We start from the raw sequence: 20150 nt of genomic DNA on the forward strand, positions 1-20150 counted from the left end.
GCCCTCCCGGCAGCGCCGTCGGAGAGGGGGCCCCGGTCAGCCCTCCCCGCAGTCGTCCGCCCCCTGCGGAGCCGTCACGCCGAGCAGGCGGGCCGCCTCCGTCGCCGTCGTGTCCGGTGATGTCAGCTCCGCCCAGTGGGCCTTCACCCGCGCCGCGATCGTGTCGTGGGGTTCGCGGAGCAGTTCGCGTACGACCTGGGTCTCCTGGGCCGAGACGCTCATGCTGCCGCCGTCCGGGGTGAGGACCGCGGCCGGGCCGGTGAGGCTGTCGCCGATGCGGAGGTGGCGGAAGGTGTCCGTCGGGGTGGGGTCGGTGGCCAGGGCCAGCCACATCGTCGTGACCGCTCGGGCGTCGCACATCTCGAAGGACGCCTGTTCGCTGCCCGCGACCAGGACCCTGGCGACCCCGACCGCGAACTCGGGGACCCGGTTGCCGCCCCACTGGGTGCCGACCGTCACCGTGCCCCGGGTCGAACTGGACGGCAGGGTGGCGTCCGTGGTCAGGTCGGTGACCGCCTCGATGCGCTGGCGGACGGTGAGCCGGGCGGTCGCCGCGTCGCCGCCCGCCTCCGACCGCACCCGGCGCACCACTCCCGCCCAGTCGGCCGTCCAGCCCTTCCAGTCGGGGTAGGCGCAGTACCGGGAGCCGTCGCGCTCGACGCACACCTGGAACTTCTGCGGGCTGTCCGCCTCCGCCGTGCGCGCGGCCCGCAGCGCGGCGGACTCGCCCGGGGTCTGCCCGGCCACGCCGGCCACCGCGGCGGCCAGGGCCAGGGCCGTCACCGCCTTGAGCGCACGCGTCCGGCCGCCCGCCACCAGCACCGCGGCGCCCGCCGCCAGCACCGTCAGACCGGTCAGGTACAGCGCGTGCCAGCCCGCCGGGCGGCCCAGCAGTTCGCCCGGGACGGGGGTGCCGCCGTTCTCCATCACCGTCGGCCAGAGCCACTGGACGCCGTGCGTGCCGCCCGTGATCCCGCCGACGAGGCTGGCCACGACCGCCAGGAGGACCACGAACAGCAGCGGGACCGCCGGATACGGCAGGACCCGGGCCAGCAGGACCCCGACCGCCCCGGAGAGCAGCGCCGTCAGCGGGGCGACGGCCAGTTCGGCGAGCGAGCCGTGACCGACCGCGCCCGGCCGCAGCGCCGCCCAGCCGAACTGGACGCCCACCACCAGGGCCACCCCCGCGGCGAACGGCACCACCGACAGGGCGTGCGCCAGCGTGCGCCGCGGCACCGACATGACCAGCACCGAGAACTGCTCGTCCAGGCCGCGCCGCCGGTTCAGCAGCGCGGCCCGGTTCACGCACACCAGCAGGGCGATGCAGAGCAGCACCGGGCCGCCCTGGGTGGCCCGGTCGGCGTCGTGCAGGACCGGGTAAGCGTCCATGCCCTCGTCCCGGCCGAACAACTCGTAGCCGACGAAGACGAGATAGAGGAGGGAGAAGACCAGCATCGGTATCTGCAGGGCCAGTTGGCGGGCCTCGAAGAGCGCCAGGGCCAGCACCGACGCGCTGCGGCGGCTGTTCTCGGGCGCCACCGGCGCCTCCGGCTTCACGAGCGTCGTCGTCATGCCGCCGCCACCTCCGTGGATTCGTCGTCGAGGACGAGCAGGTAGCCGTCCTCCAGGGTCGGTTCGAGCAGGTCGGCGCCGGTCGGCGGGTCGCCCACGTTGCGGAAGGTGCCGGTGCCGGTGCGCCAGCCCGCCCGGGCGCCCGGAGCGCGTTCCGTACTGCTCCACACCCGGCCGGCCGCCCGCGCCGTCAGCTCGGCGGGGGTGCCGTCGAAGCGGACCCGGCCGCCCGCCAGGACGATCACGTGATGGCAGAGCATCGCCACGTCCTCGGTCTGGTGGGTGGAGAGCAGCACCGTGCGGCCCTCCCCCGCCTCCGCGATCAACTCCCGGAACCGCATGCGCTGTTCGGGGTCCAGATGGACGGTCGGCTCGTCGAGCACCAGGAAGCCGGGGTCCCCGACGAGGGCCGCCGCCAGAGCGACCCGCTGGCGCATCCCGCCGGACAGCCGCTTGATGCGCCGGGCGCGTACGTCCGCGAGCCCGACCTGGTCCAGGACGCGCCGTACCTCGTGGTGGCGTTCGGTCCGGCCGGTCAGCTCCTTGAGGACGGCCACGTAGTCGACGAACTCGAAGGCCGTGAAGTCCGGGTGGAATCCGGGGGTCTGGGGCAGGTAGCCGAGCGTGCGGCGGACGGCCAGGCGACCCGCCTGCGCCGACGGGTCCGCGCCGCGGACGGTGAAGCCGCCGCTGTCCGGCGGTACGGCCGTGGCCAGGACCTTCAGCAGGGTGGTCTTGCCGGCGCCGTTCGGGCCCAGCAGGCCCGTCACGCCGTCCGTCAGGCGCAGCGAGACGCCGTCCAGGGCCCGGGTGCCGCCGTAGCGCACGGTGAGGCCTGCGGCGGAGACAGTGGTGTTCACGTAAGGGCTCCAGCGATCAGGATCAGCGGGTCAGAAGGTCAGAAGGGCTTGGCGTCGAAGCGGTCGCGCGCCTGGTGCAGCAGGAACGTCGCCAGCGCGGCCAGTGCCGCGGCCACCGACTGTCCCGCCGTCGTGAACGCGACCGGCGTGTCCGCGGGGTGCAGCGCGGCCACCGCCATCAGCAGCGTCCAGGCGCCGCCGACCAGGCCGGGGCCCAGCAGCGGGCCCAGCCGGGCGGAGAGCGCGAGACCGGCCGCGGTGAGCGCGAGGGCGGGCAGCAGCCAGCCGAAGGCGAGCAGCCCGTAGCCCGGGAGGGCCAGCGCGGCAAGGCAGTTGAGGCCGAGGGAGGCGGTCAGCGCGGCGACCGTGCGGATCATCAGCAGCCGGAAGCCGTGCGTCGGGGCGACCGCGGCGATCTCGTGGGTGGGGTCGAGGACCGGTCCGTACGACAGCGCCACCGCGCCCAGCGGGAGCAGCGGGGCCAGTGCCAGGAACAGGGCCGGGGCGTCCACCTCGTGCACCACCACGACCGTCGCCGCCAGCACGAACACGACCGACGCCAGCCAGGAGCGGCTCAGCACCGGGGTCGCGGTGAGCAGCCGTGCGGTGTGCTCGGCGACACCGAGGCGGGTCAGCAGCCGTTCGCCCGACCCGGGCCGGGGGGCGTCCAGTTCGGCGTCCAGGCGGTCCCAGCCGGCGTCCAGCGCGACCGGGTCGGACACCGCCGCGAGCACCTCCCGGCAGTGTGCGCAGGAGCCGACGTGGGCGTCGGCCGACCACAGCAGCGGCGCCGCCAGCTCGCCGCGCGCGTAGGCCCGCAGATCCTCTTCGGCAACATGCCAGGTCATGCCAACTCCTCCCGCAGCTGCTTACGGGCCCGCATCGCCCGTGTCTTGACCGTCCCCGGCGGGATGCCGAGCAGGACGGCCGCCTCCCGGGTGGTCAGTCCGTCGATCACCGTCGCCTGGAGCACCGCCCGCAGCTCCGGCGAGAGCCGGACCAGGGCCCCGGCGAGGTCCCCGTGCTCCACCCCCGCGAGCACGCGTTCCTCCGCCGAGGCCTCGTCCCGGTGCCGCAGCCGCGCCAGCGCCTGCCGCAGCCGGCCCCGGGCGCCGTCGCCGCGCAGCGCGTCCACCAGCCGCCGCGAACCGATCCGCCACAGCCAGCCGGCGGCGTCACCCTCCTCGTGGTAGCGGGCGGTCCCCCGCCACACCGCGAGGAACGTCTCCTGCACGACGTCGTCGACGACCGCGGGGTCCGCGCACCGGCCGCGCAGCCGCGCGGTCAGCCACGGCGCGTACCGCCGGTACAGCTCCTCGAAGGCGCGCCGGTCGGAGTCCGCCGCGATCGCCCGCAGCAGCTCCCCGTCGCTTCTCGTTCCGCTCACGTCTCCTCATCGCACGAGCCCGGCCGATCGGTTCACGGACTCCGGGGCCGGTTCGGAAATCTTCCGGGATTGACTTTCGGCCCACCCTTGCACCACCCTTTCACTACTCAATTAGTGAAAGGGTGGTTGTACGGGTGGTCGAGTACCGCATCGACCGGCGCTCCGGCGTCGCCACCTACGTCCAGATAGTCCAGCAGACCAAGCAGGCCCTGCGGCTGGGCCATCTGCGGCCGGGGGACAAGCTGCCCACCGCCCGCGAGGTGGTCGAGGCCACCGCGATCAACCCCAACACCGTGCTGAAGGCCTACCGGGAGCTGGAGCGGGAGGGGCTGGTGGAGGCCCGGCGCGGCCTCGGCACCTTCGTCAAACGCGCCCTGGGCACCGCCCCGGCCGAGTCCCCCCTGCACGGGGAGCTGGACGACTGGGCCGTCCGGGCCCGTGCGGCCGGCCTGGACCGGGACGACGTGGCCGCACTCTTCACCGCCGTACTCGAAACACACTTCGCCGTACACGAGAAGCACCTGCAAGGAGAGAGTTCATGACCGACACCGCGATAGCGGCGTCCGCGCTCGGCAAGCGCTTCGGCCGGCGCGGGGGCTGGGCGCTGCGCGAGTGCAGCTTCCGGCTGCCGGCCGGCCGGGTGTGTGCCGTGGTGGGCCCCAACGGGGCGGGCAAGTCCACGCTCCTCGCCCTCGCCGCCGGTCTGCTGGGCCCGACCGAGGGCGAGCTGACCGTCCTCGGTGCCACCCCGGCCGAGGCGCGCGGCCGGGTCGGTTACGTCGCCCAGGACAAGCCGCTGTACCCGCAGCTCACGGTCGCCGAGACGCTCCGGATGGGCGCCGACCTCAACCCGGAGCGCTGGGACACGGCCGCCGCCGAGCACGTCGTGGCCGGCGGCGGTCTGGACCCGAAGTCCCGTATCCGTTCGCTCTCCGGCGGCCAGCGCACCCGGGTCGCGCTCGCCCTGGCGCTCGGCAAGCGGCCCGAACTGCTGCTCCTGGACGAGCCGATGGCCGACCTCGACCCGCTGGCCCGGCACGAGCTGATGGCCCTGCTGATGGTGGAGGCCGCCCAGCACGGCACCACCATCGCGATGTCCTCGCACGTGGTCGCCGAACTGGAGGACTCCTGCGACCACCTGCTGCTGATCGGCGGCGGCCGGGTCCGGCTGGCCGGCGAGATCGACGACCTGCTGGCCGCCCACACCCGGGTCGGCGCCACCGCCGACGCCGACCTCACCCCGCACACCGTCGTGGACTCCCGGACCACCGGACGGCAGCTCAGCGCCCTGATCCGCCCGGCGGGCCCGCTGCCCGCCGACTGGCGCACCGGCGCCCCCTCCCTGGAGGAGCTGGTCCTCGCCCATCTCCGCAACCCCGAAGCCCCGGTCCTGACCGCCGCGGAGGCCGCCGTATGACCACCATCGCCCTGACCGCACCGACCGCACCGGGCCGGCCGCGCCTGACCCGCTGGCTGCTGCGCCTGCACCGCCCCGCGCTGTCCGTCTGGGCGGCCCTCGTCCTCGTGACCGCCGCCGTGCTCCTGCTCCTGTACGGCCCGCTGTCCGACGCGGCGGCCGAGGCCTGGCGCCAGTACGACAGCTGCACGGACTGGCGGAACTGTTCGTACGACCAGAACGCGATCCTGCGCTACAAGGACTGGTACACCTACGCCACCCTGGCCGTGGCCGCGGTGCCCCTCCTGGCGGCCGGCTGGGCGGGCGGCGCGTTCGGCAAGGAGCTGGAGTCCGGCACCGCCCGGCTGGCCTGGACCCAGTCCAGCACCCCCGTGCGCTGGCTGGCCGTCCGGCTCGCGGTACCGGCCGCCGCCGTCGCCGCCGGAACCGCGCTGCTGGTCTGGCTGCACCACCTGGCCTGGGCCGCGGGCAACGGCCGTATCGACACCGCCAAGCAGTGGTACGACGTCTGGACCTTCCACACCAACGGCCCCACCCTCGTCGCCCTGGCCCTGTGCGGCCTGGCGGCGGGCGCGCTGGCGGGCCTGCTGTCCCGCCGCACCCTGCCCGCCCTGGGCCTCGGCCTGCTCCTCACCGGCGCGGTCTGGGTGGCCGCCCAGCTGCTCATGCCCCTCCTGTGGCCGACGAGGACCAGCACCGGAAAGGCCTTCTTCGCCCTCCCCAACAGCTCCTGGACGGTGCGGACGGGCAAGCACGCCGACGTCCCCTACGGCGACTACCACCCCGCCTCGCACTACTGGCCGCTCCAGCTGACCACCACCGCCCTGCTCCTCGCCGTCACGGCCCTGCTGACCCTGGGCTGCTTCCTGGCGCTGCGCCGCCTGACCGGAAAGACGACCGCCTGATGACCGCCCTGTCCGCCGCCTCCGCCCCCGGCCCCGCGGCCGTCCAGCGCTCCCTGCGCCGGCTGCACCGCCCGGCACTGCTCGTCTGGACCGCGTTCGGGCTGCTGGTGACGGGCTGGCTGCTCTGGCTGCACTTCTCCGAGGTGCCCGCAGAGCAGGCCTGCCTGGGCTTTCGCTACTCCGCCGACGGCAACCTCCCCATCTGCACCTACTCGGCGTTCACGGATGCCAACAACCTCTTCAACTTCCTCGGCGAGGCCCTCAGCTACTCCTGTGTCGCCGTCGCCGCCTGGGCGGGCGCCGCGCTGATCGGCCGGGAGCTGGAGTCCGGCACCGCCAAGCTGGCCTGGACCCAGTCGGTCTCCCCGGCCCGCTGGCTGGCGGGGAAGCTGATCGCCGCCGCCGTACCGCTGCTCGCCGGGGGCGGCGTGCTGGCGCTGGCCTACGGCTGGGTGTGGACCTCGGACCGGGCCGCCCTGGTCACCAACTGGACCTACGACCGCGTCTTCATCCCACGCGGCCCGCTGCTGCCCGCCCTGCTGCTGCTCGGCCTCGCCGTCGGCGCGCTCGCCGGGATCGCCCTGCGCCGCACCCTGCCCGCGCTCGCCGTGGCCGCCGCCGTGACCCTGGTGGTCAGGCTGTACCTGCGCGCGGCGTGGAAGCCGCTGGACGGCCCCCTGCACGGCTTCTGGGCCCTCCACCTCACGGCCACCGCCATGGTGCTCGCCCTGGCCGCGGCGGCCGTCGCCGGCGCGTTCTCCCTCTTGCGCCACCGCACACCCTGAGGAACCGTCGGACCCGTGCGTCCCCCCGTCGGCGGAAAGGCGTACGGGACCCCTGGGAAGGTCGTACACGAACGTCGCTTTCGTGATCCCGAAAGCGGCCGCGGCCTGATCTTCGACGTCCGCGAGCCTCCCGCAGCTATCCCATACGCCATGTCTTCGTAACCATTGGTTCAGGCTGTCTTGCGACGCTCAGCCAATGAAGCCCGCCGTGCCAGAGCCTTCGCCGCCCCTTCAGGGGTCCGCGGGGAACGGGGTCGTTCAGCTCCCACCCGCACGTTCCGACGCGCTTGTCACGCCCCGGGCGCGGAACAATGGGGTCATGAGTCAGCAGAACGCCCAGGCAGCCGAGGTCCAGCACACCCAGCCCTCCGTAGGCTCCATCGCCGCGCACCGCCCGCACACCGTGGCCGCCGCGGTCTCCGACCTCGAACCCGACATCGATGCCGACCTCGACGCCTACGAGGAGTCACCGTACGACGGGCCGCAACTGCCCCAGGGGCGCTTCCTCGACCGGGAGCGCAGCTGGCTCGCGTTCAACGAGCGGGTGCTCGAACTCGCCGAGGACCCGAACACGCCGCTGCTGGAGCGGGCCAACTTCCTGGCGATCTTCGCGAGCAACCTGGACGAGTTCTTCATGGTCCGGGTGGCAGGCCTGAAGCGCCGGATAGCGACGGGCGTGGCCACCCGGTCCGCCTCCGGGCTGCAGCCCCGCGAGGTGCTGGAGATGATCTGGGCCCGCTCCCGTGAGCTGATGGCCCGGCACGCCGCCTGCTACCACGAGGACATCGCCCCCGCGCTCGCGGAGGAGGGCATCCACCTGGTCCGCTGGGCCGAGCTGACCGAGAAGGAGCAGGCGCGGCTCTTCACGCTCTTCCGGCACCAGATCTTCCCGGTCCTGACCCCGCTGGCGGTCGACCCGGCGCACCCCTTCCCGTACATCTCCGGCCTCTCCCTGAACCTGGCCGTGGTCGTACGCAACCCGGTGAGCGGCCACAAGCACTTCGCCCGGGTCAAGGTGCCGCCGTCGCTGTCCCGCTTCCTGGAGAGCAGCCCGGGCCGGTACGTCCCCATCGAGGACGTCATCGGCGCCCACCTGGAGGAGCTGTTCCCGGGCATGGAGGTCGTGGAGCACCACGCCTTCCGCCTCACCCGGAACGAGGACCTGGAGGTCGAGGAGGACGACGCCGAGAACCTGCTCCAGGCCCTGGAGAAGGAACTCATGCGGCGCCGCTTCGGGCCGCCGGTGCGCCTGGAGGTCGAGGAGTCCATCGACCGCGAGGTCCTCGACCTGCTGGTCCGCGAGCTGAAGGTGTCCGAGGCCGAGGTCTACCCGCTGCCCGGCCCGCTCGACCTGACCGGGCTCTTCCGCATCCACGGTCTCGACCGGCCGGAGCTGAAGTACCGCAAGTTCATCGCGGGCACCCACCGTGATCTCGCCGAGGTCGAGTCGGCGTCCGCGCCCGACATCTTCGCGGCCCTGCGCGAGCGGGACGTCCTGCTGCACCACCCCTACGACAGCTTCTCCACCTCCGTGCAGGCCTTCATCGAGCAGGCCGCCGAGGACCCGGACGTCCTCGCCATCAAGCAGACCCTGTACCGCACCTCCGGCGACTCCCCGATCGTCAACGCGCTCGTCGACGCCGCCGAGGCCGGCAAGCAGGTCCTCGTCCTGGTCGAGATCAAGGCCCGCTTCGACGAGCACGCCAACATCAAGTGGGCCAAGCGCCTGGAAGAGGCCGGCTGCCACGTCGTCTACGGCCTGGTCGGCCTGAAGACGCACTGCAAGCTGTCCCTGGTGGTCCGCCAGGAGGGCGAGACGCTCCGCCGCTACAGCCATGTCGGCACCGGCAACTACCACCCGAAGACGGCGCGGCTCTACGAGGACCTCGGCCTGCTGACCGCCGACACCCAGGTCGGCGCGGACCTGTCCGACCTGTTCAACCGGCTCTCCGGCTACTCGCGCCGGGAGACCTACCGCCGCCTGCTGGTGGCACCCAAGTCGCTGCGCGACGGACTGATCGCGCGGATCAACAAGGAAGTACAGCACCACCGGGCCGGCCGTCCCGCGTTCATCCGCATCAAGGTCAACTCGATGGTCGACGAGGCGATCATCGACGCCCTGTACCGCGCGTCCATGGCGGGCGTACCGGTCGACATCTGGGTCCGCGGCATCTGCGCGATCCGGCCGGGCGTCACGGGCCTGTCGGAGAACGTCCGGGTCCGCTCGATCCTCGGCCGCTTCCTGGAACACTCCCGGGTCTTCGCCTTCGGCAACGGCGGCGAGCCCGAGGTGTGGATAGGCAGCGCCGACATGATGCACCGCAACCTCGACCGCCGGATAGAGGCCTTGGTCCGGGTCACCGACCCGGCCCACCGGGCCGCGCTCACCCGGCTCTTCGAAACCGGTATGTCCGACTCCACCTCCTCCTGGCACCTGGGTGCGGACGGCGAGTGGACCCGGCACGCGACCGACGCGGACGGACAGCCCCTGCGCAACATCCAGGAGATGCTCATAGACGCCCGGAGGCGCCGGCGTGGCACAGCAACACCTTGAACCGACGGACCCGACGGCCCTGGTGGTGACCGGGGACGCCCTCGCGGGCTACCTGCGCGCCCAGGCCACGGAGTTCCTCCGCGCGCTGCGTCTGCACCGGGAGACCGGGACGGCGAGCGCGGCGGAGGAGTCCGTCGACGCGGCCCGCGCGCTGCGCCGCTCGGCCCGGCGCATCAGCGGCAGCCTGCACACCTTCCGCCCCCTGCTCGAGGCCGACTGGTCGGAGGAGATCCGCCCCGAACTGGCCTGGCTGTCGGGCACGTTGGGACTTGAGCACGCCTACGAGGCAAGACTGGAGCGCCTGTTGCTGGCCCTCCACCGGCTCTCCGGCTCGACGACCCTGCCGGGTCAGGCCACTTCGGAGGCCACGGCCGAGCGCGGCAACCTCACCGTCGGCGCCGCCAAGGCGGGCGCCCTGCTCGACCGCCAGCTCACCCTCGCCCGCACCAGGGCCCACTCCACCGCCCTCCAGGCGCTCGGCTCCTCCCGCTTCCACGCGGTCGCCGACAAGGTCGCGGTGCTGGCCAGCGAGGTCCCGCTCACCCCCGCGGCGCCCACCACCGGCCTGCGCCCGCTCGCCGCGGCGGCCGAGGAACGCCTCACCGACGCCATCGCGGCCCTCCCGCTGGTCACCGCCGGCCACCCCTACAACGCGGAGGCCCTGGTCCACGGCCTGTCCCCGGACCCGGCCCCGCACCCCCAGGACGGCCCCTGGCACCAGGTCCGCCTCCTGCTGCGCCTGCACCGCTACGCCCGTGAGGTGCTGTGCGGCGCGGGCGCGCCCGTGGACGTACGGCTGTTCTCGGCGGGCCAGGCCCTGAACCGGCACCGCGACGCCTCCGAAGCGGCGGCGGCCGCCGCGTCCGCCGCCCGCACCCCGCGGATCGCCCCGGCGACCGCCTACGCCCTCGGCGTCCTCCACGCCGACCAGCGGCACGAGGTGGAGGCGGCCCGGTTCGCGTTCCAGCAGGCGTGGCAGAAGCAGCGGCTGGAGGCGGTGTGAACGACACCCCGGTCCTGGCGGCCGGCTGCGTCCTGTGGCGCCGCTCCCCGGTGGACGGGGACCTGGAGGTCTGCCTCGTCCACCGCCCCAAGTACGACGACTGGTCCCACCCGAAGGGCAAGCTCAAGCGCGGCGAGGACGCGATCACGGGCGCCCTGCGCGAGGTGGCCGAGGAGACCGGCTACACGGCCCTGCCCGGCAACGAACTCTCCACGGCCCTCTACTACGCCAACGACCGCCCCAAGCAGGTCCGTTACTGGTCCGGAGAAGCAACAGAGGGCCACTTCACCCCGAACCACGAGGTGGACAGGATCCTGTGGCTCCGCCCGCCGGACGCCCGGCAACGGCTTACCCAGCCGAGAGACGCCGAGTTGGTGGACGAACTGCTGACCTCGCTGCACACGCCGTAGGGGAAACGCGCCCCCTCAGGGGCGCGGGGCTGTGTCCATGTGCGGCTACCGCCGCGCGGGCGCGACCAGCCCCGACCGGCCCGCAGTCACCGTACGACTGCCACTCACCCCTCGGCTCTGTGTCCTGCCCCATCCGTACGCGCAAGGCTCCGAGCCCTGCGCGCCGGCCCCCGCCACCCACACGTACACCGGGCGTAACAGAACGGCCCGTGCTCGACCAGCCTCGTATCGTGCCGCTGCCCCTGCACGCCCCACCCGGAACCGTCCTTTTCCGCCACTCCGACAACGTTACCCACGCTCGGTAAAGAGCCGGTGTGCGTGACGGCCCCACTTACCCCTCGTTAAGCGGAACGACAGGGGGCCCGTGACGGACGTACCGGCTGGGGGTAGGCAGGCGATGGATCGGCGGCAGCACAGGCGCGCTGGAAAGACGGCCGTCACCGTAGGGCTCATGGTCGGCCTCGGCGCATGCGCCACCGCCTGCGGCGGCGCCACCGCCGAAGGCGCGGGCGGCGGCCCCGGCGACAACACGGTCACCGTCCTGAAGCGCGCGGCGGACACCCTGCGCGCCGCCGCCACCTCCAGAGCGACGACGTCGATGGAGATGGCGACCGGCGGCACCCGGGTCACCATCCGCGGCAAGGGCCGCTACGACTACCGCAACCAGCTCGGCGAACTCACGGTCGTGCTCCCGCAGGACCCCGCCGGCACCGCCGAGCACCGGCCGATCACCGAACTCCTCGCCCCGGGCGCGCTGTTCATGAAGAACAGGGGCGCCGGGGTACCCGCCGACAAATGGGTCCGCGTGGAGACCGCGAGCCTCTCCGACGGCAACCTGGTCACCGGCGGCGCGACCGACCCGTTCGCCGCGGCCGAGCTGCTCCTCGGCACCCGCACCGCGACCTACCTGGGCAGGACCGAGGTCGCCGGGGCCGAGGTCCGGCACTACCGGGGCACCGCCGACCTCGCGGCCGCGGCCCGCGCCGCCTCCGCCGGCAACCGGCCGGCCCTCGCCGCCGCAGCGAAAGGGTTCGCCACGGCCGAGGTTCCGTTCGACGCGTACCTCGACGACCAGGGCCGGATCCGCAAGCTGCGGCAGCGGTTCAGCTTCGTCAACGACAGCAGCAAGGGCACGGTCGCGGTCGCCTCGACGACCCTGCTGTACGACTTCGGTACTCCGGTGGACGTAAAGTTGCCGCGTTCCCGGGACATCTACGCGGGCCGGATCGCCGAAAACCAGCCAGCGCACTAGTCCGGGACCGGCTCTGTACAACCTGTGAACTAGCCCGTCCGTGCCATGCGCGTTGTGTAGACCGCTCCCTACTCTAGGAAGTCGGTGACGGCAGAGAAGAGGTGATGCACGTGGCTCCGGTCGGCGGTACGGCAGTTCAGGACCACGTGGCCCTCGCCGAGATCGAGCTGTGCGGGGAGCTGATCATCGCGGCGTCGGCCGCCGAGGATCGGCTCAGTCTGGAGAGCATCGACGAGGTGCTGCGCGTGGCCGAGGAGCGCGAGGACAGCTGACTTCGGCCAGGCCCGCAGGTCAGGTCCGCAGGTTCGGGTCGGCCGGTTCTGATCCGCCGGTTCTGATCCGCCGGTTCAGGTGCGCCGGTTCAGGTGCGGAGGAGGCGGGCGATGGCCTGGGTGGCCTCTTCCACCTTCGCGTCGATCTCCGTACCACCCTTGACGGCAGCGTCGGCGACGCAGTGCCGCAGGTGTTCCTCAAGGAGTTGCAGGGCGAACGACTGCAGGGCCTTGGTGGAGGCGGAGACCTGGGTGAGTATGTCGATGCAGTAGGTGTCCTCGTCGACCATGCGCTGCAGCCCGCGGATCTGGCCCTCGATCCGGCGCAGCCGTTTGAGGTGTTCGTCCTTCTGCTTGTGGTAGCCGTGCGTGGTCGCCGGAGCCCCGTTCCCGGAGGGCTTCGTGGCGCCGGCCTCGGTGGTCGTCATCGCGTCCTCCGCATTGCCGATACATATACCCCTAGTGGGTATATGGTAACGAACTTTGCTGGGTATAGGGCCCTCGGGACGCCCCCGTACTGATCACCAAGCCCGATGGGCGACACTGGAGGACGGCCCATTAGCCGTGGCCGGATGATGCGCCTAGCATCAGCCTGACCGAAACCCATGCATACCGAGGACCCCACGTGCGCTTTCGTCTGACCCCCAGGGAGACGAGCTTCTACGACATGTTCGCCGCGTCCGCGGACAACATCGTCACGGGCTCGAAACTCCTGATGGAACTGCTCGGGGCGGACGCGTCTGCCCGGGCCGAGATCGCAGAGCGTATGCGGGCAGCGGAACACGCGGGTGACGACGCCACGCACGCGATCTTCCACCAGCTGAACTCCTCGTTCATCACGCCCTTCGACCGCGAGGACATCTACTCCCTCGCGTCCTCCCTCGACGACATCATGGACTTCATGGAGGAGGCCGTCGACCTGGTCGTCCTCTACAACGTCGAGGAGCTGCCGAAGGGCGTCGAGCAGCAGATCGAGGTGCTGGCACGGGCCGCCGACCTGACCGCCGAGGCGATGCCCAACCTGCGCACGATGGAGAACCTCACCGAGTACTGGATCGAGGTCAACCGCCTGGAGAACCAGGCCGACCAGATCCACCGCAAACTTCTCGCCCACCTCTTCAACGGCAAGTACGACGCGATCGAGGTGCTGAAGCTCAAGCAGATCGTGGACGTCCTGGAAGAGGCGGCGGACGCGTTCGAGCACGTGGCGAACACGGTGGAGACCATCGCCGTCAAGGAGTCCTGAGGCGTCGATGGACACCTTCGCGCTCGTCGTGACCATTCTGGTCGCGCTCTTCTTCACGTACACGAACGGCTTCCACGACTCGGCGAACGCGATCGCGACGTCCGTGTCGACGCGCGCGCTCACCCCGCGGGCGGCGCTCGCCATGGCCGCGGTGATGAACATGGCCGGCGCGTTCTTCGGCACCGGGGTCGCCAAGACCGTCAGCGAGGGCCTGATCGAGACGCCCGAGGGCTCCAGGGGCATGGGCATCCTCTTCGCCGCGCTGGTCGGCGCGATCGTCTGGAACCTCGTCACCTGGTACTTCGGTCTGCCCTCGTCCTCCTCGCACGCCCTGTTCGGCGGTCTGGTGGGCGCGGCCCTGGCGGGCGGCACGGAGGTCCTCTGGAACGGCGTCGTCGACAAGGTCATCATCCCGATGTTCCTGTCGCCGGTCGTCGGCCTGGTCCTCGGCTACCTGGTCATGACGGCCATCATGTGGATCTTCCGCCGCGCCAACCCGCACAAGGCCAAGCGCGGCTTCCGTATCGCCCAGACCGTCTCCGCGGCCGGCATGGCCCTCGGCCACGGCCTCCAGGACGCCCAGAAGACGATGGGCGTCGTCGTCATGGCACTGGTGATTTCCGGCCATGAGACGTACGGCGACCCGATCCCGGCCTGGGTCAAGATCGCCTGCGCCGTGATGCTCTCCCTCGGCACCTACGCCGGCGGCTGGCGCATCATGCGCACACTGGGCCGCAAGATCATCGAGCTGGACCCCCCGCAGGGCTTCGCGGCCGAGGCGACGGGGGCCTCGATCATGTTCACCACGGCGTACCTCTTCAAGGCGCCGGTCTCCACGACCCACGTCATCACCTCGGCCATCATGGGCGTCGGTGCGACGAAGCGCGTGAACGCGGTCCGCTGGGGGGTGGCCAAGAACATCGTCCTGGGCTGGTTCATCACGATGCCGGCGGCGGCGCTGGTGGCAGCAGCGGCATTCGGCCTCGTGGACCTGGCGTTCCTGTAACGGCAGCACCCACCACGACCCCGCCCCCGAACCTCCGACCCGCACCCTTGCCCCGTCGTGGGCCTCTCCTCCGGGGTTCGGTGTGATCATGGCTGGTGGGAAGTCGTGCGGCCTGTGCGGCTTCGGAACGGACCAGTGAGGCTTCGGTGGGTCTGAGGGCAGGGACGATTCATGTCATGGCCGGCAACGGCCTCGGGGACTTCGTTGCCGCGGCGATGGCGCGGCGGCCGGGCGCTGCGGAGCGGGTGTCGACCGTCGTGCTCGTCGGCGACGAGGGCCGGGCCGTGCGCGAGGCGGCCGGCGGCGAGGAGGGTGTCGTACGCCTCACCCCCGCTCTGCTCGGCGCGCTCCCGCAGGACCTGGACTGGGTCCGGGCAGCGTACGCGGCGCCCGTCGAGCTGGTGCTGGTGGATCAGGAGCTGCCGACCGCGGCCGTCCTCGACATGCTGGCCGGGCTCCGGCGGGAGCTCGGCGAGCCGGTGGTCGAGGTGGTGTCCGTCGGCGGACCGTTCCGGTGTTCCTGCGGGTCGGCGGTGCGGTTGCTGCCGCCCGGCCCCGCCGGGGACGGCGTGCAGGCGCTGTTCGCACCGCTGCGGCACTTCACCGTCTGTCTGGTGGGGTGCGGGTCGGCCGGGGACTACTGGGCGTTCGTGTCCGGGCTGACCTCGGCCGAGGGGACGCGGATCGAGGAGGACGTCGCCCGGGAGTTCGGCACGTGTGTCGTGCACGACTGCTCGGACGCCCTGGCGCTGGTCTGCGCGGGGGCGCTGGGCTTCGAGGGGGACGTGGCGACCTTTCCGGACGGGGAGATCGTGCCCGTGGACCGGAGCGCGGCCTCGGTGGTGCGGTTCGCCGCGGCGGACGAGCCCCTCGCCCTGGTGCCGCACGAGTGCGCCGCCGAGCCGGCGCCCGGACGACCGTACCGGGGCGGAACCGGCGGCCGCCCGGACGCGGTGACCTGGCGGCGGCTGGCGCAGACCATGGGGCTGACCGGCCCCCGGGCGGTCGAACAGGCCGTGGACAAGATGCTGGCGTCGGGAGCGGAACCGGTCGCCTTCCCCGTCCACAGGGTGTGAACAACGGTGTGAACGCCCGCCGCCGGACGCCGCCGGAACACGCATACGGGCCCGCCCCCGGGAGCCAGGGGCGGGCCCTTTTGCGTCCTCGCGGTGGCACCGCCATGCAGCACCGCGAGGGGTCGGTTCCGGCTCGGCCGAAGGGCTTAGCCGAAGCGGCCGGAGATGTAGTCCTCGGTCGCCTGGACCGACGGGTTGGAGAAGATGCGCTCCGTGTCGTCGATCTCGATCAGCCGGCCGGGCTGGCCGACGGCGGCCAGGTTGAAGAAGGCGGTGCGGTCGGAGACACGCGCGGCCTGCTGCATGTTGTGCGTCACGATGACGATCGTGAAGCGCTCCTTGAGCTCACCGATCAGGTCCTCGATGGCGAGGGTGGAGATCGGGTCGAGGGCGGAGCAGGGCTCGTCCATGAGCAGCACCTTCGGCTCGACCGCGATCGCGCGGGCGATGCACAGACGCTGCTGCTGACCACCGGAGAGGCCGGAGCCCGGCTTGTTCAGGCGGTCCTTGACCTCGTTCCAGAGGTTCGCGCCCTTGAGCGACTTCTCGACGATGTCGTTGAGCTGGCTCTTCTTGTAGTTGCCGTTCAGCTTCAGACCCGCGGCCACGTTGTCGAAGATCGACATGGTGGGGAAGGGGTTCGGACGCTGGAACACCATGCCGATCTCACGGCGCACCGACACGGGGTCGATACCGGCGCCGTAGAGGTTCTCGTCGTCGAGGAGGACCTTGCCCTCGACGCGGCCGCCGGGGGTGACCTCGTGCATGCGGTTGAGCGTGCGCAGGAACGTCGACTTGCCGCAGCCGGAGGGGCCGATGAACGCCGTGACGGTGCGCGGCTCGATGTTCATCGAGATGTCTTCGATGGCCTTGTGGGAGCCGTAGTAGGCGGTGAGCCCGCTTACGTCGATTCGCTTGGACATTACTTCTTCACTTCCAGGGAGTCGGTCGCTGCAGGCCGGTCAGCGACCGGTCTTCGGGGCCTTCCAGCGGGCGATGCCGCGAGCCACCAGGTTCAGGATCATCACAAAGGCGATCAGCGTGAGCGAGGCCGCCCAGGCACGGTCGTAGCCTGCGCTGGCACCGGCACTGTTCGCGTACTGCTGGTAGATGAACAGCGGCAGCGACGACTGCGCACCCTCGAAGGGGTTGTTGTTGATGAACGGGTTGCCGAACACCAGCAGCAGCACCGGCGCCGTCTCACCCGCGATACGGGCGATGGCCAGCATGACACCGGTGGTGATACCGCCGATGGAGGTCGGCAGGACCACCTTCAGGATGGTGCGCCACTTCGGCACGCCCAGGGCCAGCGAGGCCTCGCGCAGCTCGTTGGGGACGAGCTTGAGCATCTCCTCGGTGGAGCGGACCACGACCGGCATCATCAGGATGGCCAGGGCGAGCGATCCGGCGAAGCCGAAGGGCTGCATGTCGAAGATCAGCATGAGGCTGAGGATGAACAGACCCGCGACGATCGACGGGATACCCGTCATCACGTCCACGAAGAAGGTGACCGCCTTGGCGAGCCGGCCGCGGCCGTACTCGACGAGGTAGACCGCGGTGAGGATGCCGATCGGAGCGCCGATCAGGGTGGCGAGGCCGACCTGCTCCAGGGAGCCGATGATGGCCGCGTAGGCACCACCGCCGGGCTGGGCGTCGGCGACCACACCCATGGAGTGGCTGAGGAAGTAGAAGTCCAGGACCTTCACACCGCGCGAGACGGTCACCCAGATCAGGGAGACCAGCGGGACGACGGCGACGATGAAGGCGACCCAGACCAGCGAGGTCGCGACCCGGTCCTTCGCCTGGCGGCGGCCCTCGACCCGGGCGGCGATGCCGTAGGTGCCGAGGACGTAGAGGAGGGCGGCGATCAGGCCCCACTGGATCTTGCTGTCCAGGCCGCCGACGAGGCCGATGACCACGCCGAGGACGATGGACCCGCCGACGATGGCGTAGGGGGACCACTTGGGGAGGGTGGCGCCTTGCAGGGTGCTGGGGCGCTTGACTGCTGCGGTGCTCATGCGTTGGCCCCCGAGTACTCCGCGCGGCGCTGGATGATCACGCGGGCCGCGCCGTTGACCAGCAGGGTGATGACGAACAGGACCAGACCCGACGCGATCAGCGCGTCACGGCCGTCCGCGGTCGCCTCGCTGAACTTGCTGGCGATGTTCTGGGCGAAGGTGCCGCCGCCCGGGTTGAGCAGGCTGGCGTGGATCGAGAAGTCCGGGGAGAGCACGGTGGCGACGGCCATCGTCTCGCCGAGCGCGCGGCCGAGGCCGAGCATCGAGGCGGAGATCACGCCGGAGCGGCCGAAGGGCAGCACCGACATGCGGATGACCTCCCAGCGCGTGGCGCCGAGAGCGAGTGCCGCTTCCTCGTGCATCTGCGGGACCTGGCGGAAGACCTCGCGGCTCACGTTGGTGATGATCGGCAGGATCATGATCGCGAGCAGGACGCCGACGGTCAGCATCGAGCGGGGGGCACCGCCGTCCCAGGAGAAGATCCCGGTCCAGCCGAAGTACTTGTCGAGCCAGCCGAACAGGCCGGTCATGTGCGGTACCAGGACCAGCGCGCCCCACAGGCCGTACACGATGGACGGCACCGCGGCGAGCAGGTCGATCACGAAGCCGATGGTGCCGCCGAGCCTGCGCGGCGAGTAGTGCGTGATGAACAGCGCGATCGCGACGGCGATCGGGACGGCGATGGCCATGGCGATGATCGAGGAGACGACCGTGCCGAAGGCCAGGACCGCGATGCCGAAGGTCGGCGGGATGAGGTTGGTGTTCCACTCGAACGTGGTGAGGAAGTTGCCGTGGTCGCGGTTGATCGCGAGGGCGGCACGGTAGGTGAGGAAGACCGCGATCGCGGCCATGATCACCAGCAGCAGGATGCCGGATCCGCGGGAGAGACCGAGGAAGACCCGGTCACCCGCCCGGGTGGCACCGCGGGCGTTGCGCTTCTGCTCGGCCGTGCCTGGCTGTGGGGTGGGGGGAGATGCGTCTGTCGTCTGCGTGGATATGTCCATCGGGTTCTCCGGTCTGCGGAGCCGTCCTGAGGGGCGGCTCGGAGGAGCCGTACACCCCGGCTTGTGGGCGTACGGCTCCGGGCGGCGGTGCACCGGACGGTGCGGCCGGGCTCCTTACGGAGCTCGGCCGCACTCGCGGATCTTTAGCTCAGGCCCTCGATGGTGGTGCGGACCTTGGCGATGATGTCGTCGGGGACGGGGGCGTAGTCGATCGTGGAGAGGACCTTCTGGCCGTCCTCGGAGGCGATGTAGCGCAGGAACGCCTTGGTCGCCGGGAGGGTGTCGGCCTTGTTGCCCTTGTCGCAGACGATCTCGTACGTGACCAGGGTCATCGGGTACGCACCCTCGGCCTTGGTCTTGTAGTCCAGCTGCAGCGCCAGGTCCTTGCCGGTGCCGACGATCTTGGCGGCCGCGATGTCGGCGGTGGCGGACTCGGTGGACGGGGCGACCGGCTTGCTGGCGCCCGTGTCGATGGAGACGGCCTTGACGCCGTCCGCGACGTAGGAGAGCTCGAAGTAGCCGATGGCGCCGGAGGTCTGCTTGACCTGCTGGGCGACACCCGCGGACTGCGGAGCGGACTGGCCGCCCTTGGCCTGCCAGGCCTTACCGCCGGAGTACTTCCAGTTGTCCGGGGTGGCGGCGATCAGGTACTTGGTGAAGTTGTCCGTCGTACCCGACTCGTCCGAGCGGTGGAACGCCTGGATCTTGAGGTCGGGGAGCGTCGCGTCGGGGTTCAGCTTCTTGATCGCGGCGTCGTTCCACTTGGTGATCTTGCTGTCGAAGATCTTCGCGATCGTCGGCGCGTCCAGGACCAGGTTGTCGACACCCGGGACGTTGTAACCGAGGGCGATCGGGCCGCCGACCATCGGGAGGTCGATGCCCTGGCCGCCGGAGCAGATCTTCTTGGAGGCGGTGACCTCTTCCGGCTTCAGCGCGGAGTCGGAACCGGCGAAGGCGACCTGGCCCTGCGTGAAGGCGGTCACACCGGCGCCGGAGCCGGAGCCCTTGTAGTTGATCTGCACGCCACAGGCCTGCGAGAAGGCCTTCACCCAGGCGTCGATCGCGTTCTTCTGCGCGGAGGAGCCGTCGGCGAGCAGCTGGCCCTTGGCGTCGTCGCACTTGATGGAGCTGGCGTTCGCGGAGGCCGAGGAGGTGCTCGAACCGCTGGCGCCACCGTTGTCGTCCGAGCCGCACGCCGTCAGGGCCAGGGCGCCGGAGACAGCGACAGCACCGAGAGACAGGGCGCGCAGCCGGTTCTTGCGCTGAAGCTTCACTTTCGGGGGTTCCTTCCAGAGGCGCCACCTTCGGCGGCGTGCGAAGTAGTCGTGATGGGGTGAGGGCCTCCTGACTGGGCATTTAGGACCGCTCACCGCATCGGGTACG

The 20150-nt window shown here is 71.3% G+C and carries 21 protein-coding genes; 12 read left to right on the forward strand and 9 right to left on the reverse strand.

Going from position 1 to position 20150, the window contains the following annotated elements; all coding sequences use genetic code 11:
* Positions 1-36: 36 nt before the first annotated feature.
* From ACZ5K7_RS11215 to ACZ5K7_RS11230, 4 genes are read right to left on the reverse strand one after another with little or no spacing between them, the layout of a single operon-like run.
* Positions 37-1572 carry an ABC transporter permease gene (locus ACZ5K7_RS11215; RefSeq protein WP_468912557.1) on the reverse strand — a complete coding sequence of 512 codons (1536 nt, stop codon included), beginning with the start codon at positions 1570-1572 and terminating at the stop codon, positions 37-39.
* Entirely contained in the window at positions 1569-2432 is an 864-nt protein-coding gene (locus ACZ5K7_RS11220) for an ABC transporter ATP-binding protein (protein WP_468912559.1), read from the reverse strand. Before ACZ5K7_RS11220 ends, ACZ5K7_RS11215 begins: the two co-directional genes overlap by 4 nt.
* A gap of 38 nt (positions 2433-2470) precedes the next feature.
* Complete coding sequence (locus tag ACZ5K7_RS11225; RefSeq protein ID WP_468912560.1) at positions 2471-3280, reverse strand: zf-HC2 domain-containing protein; 810 nt, start codon at positions 3278-3280, stop codon at positions 2471-2473.
* On the reverse strand, positions 3277-3819 hold the full coding sequence (locus tag ACZ5K7_RS11230; protein WP_351708875.1) for an RNA polymerase sigma factor: 543 nt from the start codon (positions 3817-3819) through the stop codon (positions 3277-3279). Before ACZ5K7_RS11230 ends, ACZ5K7_RS11225 begins: the two co-directional genes overlap by 4 nt.
* 134 nt (positions 3820-3953) lie before the next feature.
* Between ACZ5K7_RS11230 and ACZ5K7_RS11235 the strand changes: the two genes are divergently transcribed.
* From ACZ5K7_RS11235 to ACZ5K7_RS11275, 9 genes are all read left to right on the forward strand, one after another.
* On the forward strand, positions 3954-4361 hold the full coding sequence (locus ACZ5K7_RS11235) for a GntR family transcriptional regulator (protein WP_351708872.1): 408 nt from the start codon (positions 3954-3956) through the stop codon (positions 4359-4361).
* Complete coding sequence (locus ACZ5K7_RS11240) at positions 4358-5236, forward strand: ABC transporter ATP-binding protein (protein ID WP_468912561.1); 879 nt, start codon at positions 4358-4360, stop codon at positions 5234-5236. Before ACZ5K7_RS11235 ends, ACZ5K7_RS11240 begins: the two co-directional genes overlap by 4 nt.
* Complete coding sequence (locus ACZ5K7_RS11245; protein WP_468912563.1) at positions 5233-6141, forward strand: ABC transporter permease; 909 nt, start codon at positions 5233-5235, stop codon at positions 6139-6141. The genes ACZ5K7_RS11240 and ACZ5K7_RS11245 overlap by 4 nt, the downstream gene beginning before the upstream one ends.
* Positions 6141-6926: a hypothetical protein gene (locus tag ACZ5K7_RS11250; RefSeq protein ID WP_468912565.1), complete on the forward strand. Its 786-nt coding sequence runs from the start codon at positions 6141-6143 to the stop codon at positions 6924-6926. Before ACZ5K7_RS11245 ends, ACZ5K7_RS11250 begins: the two co-directional genes overlap by 1 nt.
* 319 nt (positions 6927-7245) lie before the next feature.
* Complete coding sequence (locus ACZ5K7_RS11255; protein WP_450971983.1) at positions 7246-9480, forward strand: RNA degradosome polyphosphate kinase; 2235 nt, start codon at positions 7246-7248, stop codon at positions 9478-9480.
* Positions 9461-10483, forward strand: coding sequence for a CHAD domain-containing protein (locus ACZ5K7_RS11260; RefSeq protein ID WP_351708857.1), 1023 nt, complete (start codon positions 9461-9463; stop codon positions 10481-10483). Before ACZ5K7_RS11255 ends, ACZ5K7_RS11260 begins: the two co-directional genes overlap by 20 nt.
* A complete protein-coding gene (locus ACZ5K7_RS11265) occupies positions 10480-10893 on the forward strand; it encodes an NUDIX hydrolase (RefSeq protein ID WP_351708854.1) in 414 nt (137 codons plus the stop codon). Before ACZ5K7_RS11260 ends, ACZ5K7_RS11265 begins: the two co-directional genes overlap by 4 nt.
* Positions 10894-11290: 397 nt before the next feature.
* Complete coding sequence (locus tag ACZ5K7_RS11270; protein WP_351708851.1) at positions 11291-12145, forward strand: SCO4651 family lipoprotein; 855 nt, start codon at positions 11291-11293, stop codon at positions 12143-12145.
* Between the two features lie 104 nt (positions 12146-12249).
* Positions 12250-12417 carry a hypothetical protein gene (locus ACZ5K7_RS11275; RefSeq protein ID WP_351708848.1) on the forward strand — a complete coding sequence of 56 codons (168 nt, stop codon included), beginning with the start codon at positions 12250-12252 and terminating at the stop codon, positions 12415-12417.
* Between the two features lie 89 nt (positions 12418-12506).
* Here ACZ5K7_RS11275 and ACZ5K7_RS11280 read toward each other — a convergent pair whose 3' ends face one another.
* Entirely contained in the window at positions 12507-12845 is a 339-nt protein-coding gene (locus ACZ5K7_RS11280; RefSeq protein ID WP_351708846.1) for a metal-sensitive transcriptional regulator, read from the reverse strand.
* Positions 12846-13042: 197 nt separating this feature from the next.
* On the opposite strand from ACZ5K7_RS11280, the gene ACZ5K7_RS11285 reads away from it, so the two are divergent.
* From ACZ5K7_RS11285 to ACZ5K7_RS11295, 3 genes are all read left to right on the forward strand, one after another.
* Entirely contained in the window at positions 13043-13663 is a 621-nt protein-coding gene (locus ACZ5K7_RS11285; protein WP_351708843.1) for a DUF47 domain-containing protein, read from the forward strand.
* 7 nt (positions 13664-13670) lie between these two features.
* Positions 13671-14669 (forward strand): inorganic phosphate transporter, encoded by a 999-nt coding sequence (locus tag ACZ5K7_RS11290; protein WP_351708840.1) that lies wholly within the window; start codon positions 13671-13673, stop codon positions 14667-14669.
* A gap of 176 nt (positions 14670-14845) precedes the next feature.
* A complete protein-coding gene (locus ACZ5K7_RS11295; protein ID WP_468912569.1) occupies positions 14846-15745 on the forward strand; it encodes a hypothetical protein in 900 nt (299 codons plus the stop codon).
* A gap of 146 nt (positions 15746-15891) precedes the next feature.
* On the opposite strand, the gene pstB is transcribed toward ACZ5K7_RS11295, so the two are convergent.
* The 4 genes from pstB to pstS form a co-directional block, all read right to left on the reverse strand.
* Positions 15892-16668 (reverse strand): phosphate ABC transporter ATP-binding protein PstB, encoded by a 777-nt coding sequence (pstB, locus tag ACZ5K7_RS11300; RefSeq protein ID WP_351708834.1) that lies wholly within the window; start codon positions 16666-16668, stop codon positions 15892-15894.
* Positions 16669-16707: 39 nt separating this feature from the next.
* Complete coding sequence (gene pstA / locus ACZ5K7_RS11305; RefSeq protein ID WP_351708831.1) at positions 16708-17763, reverse strand: phosphate ABC transporter permease PstA; 1056 nt, start codon at positions 17761-17763, stop codon at positions 16708-16710.
* Positions 17760-18767 (reverse strand): phosphate ABC transporter permease subunit PstC, encoded by a 1008-nt coding sequence (gene pstC / locus ACZ5K7_RS11310; protein ID WP_351708828.1) that lies wholly within the window; start codon positions 18765-18767, stop codon positions 17760-17762. Before pstC ends, pstA begins: the two co-directional genes overlap by 4 nt.
* Positions 18768-18910: 143 nt before the next feature.
* On the reverse strand, positions 18911-20041 hold the full coding sequence (gene pstS, locus ACZ5K7_RS11315) for a phosphate ABC transporter substrate-binding protein PstS (RefSeq protein WP_351708825.1): 1131 nt from the start codon (positions 20039-20041) through the stop codon (positions 18911-18913).
* Positions 20042-20150 lie beyond the last annotated feature (109 nt).

This window comes from Streptomyces sp. NPDC031497 (assembly GCF_055580905.1).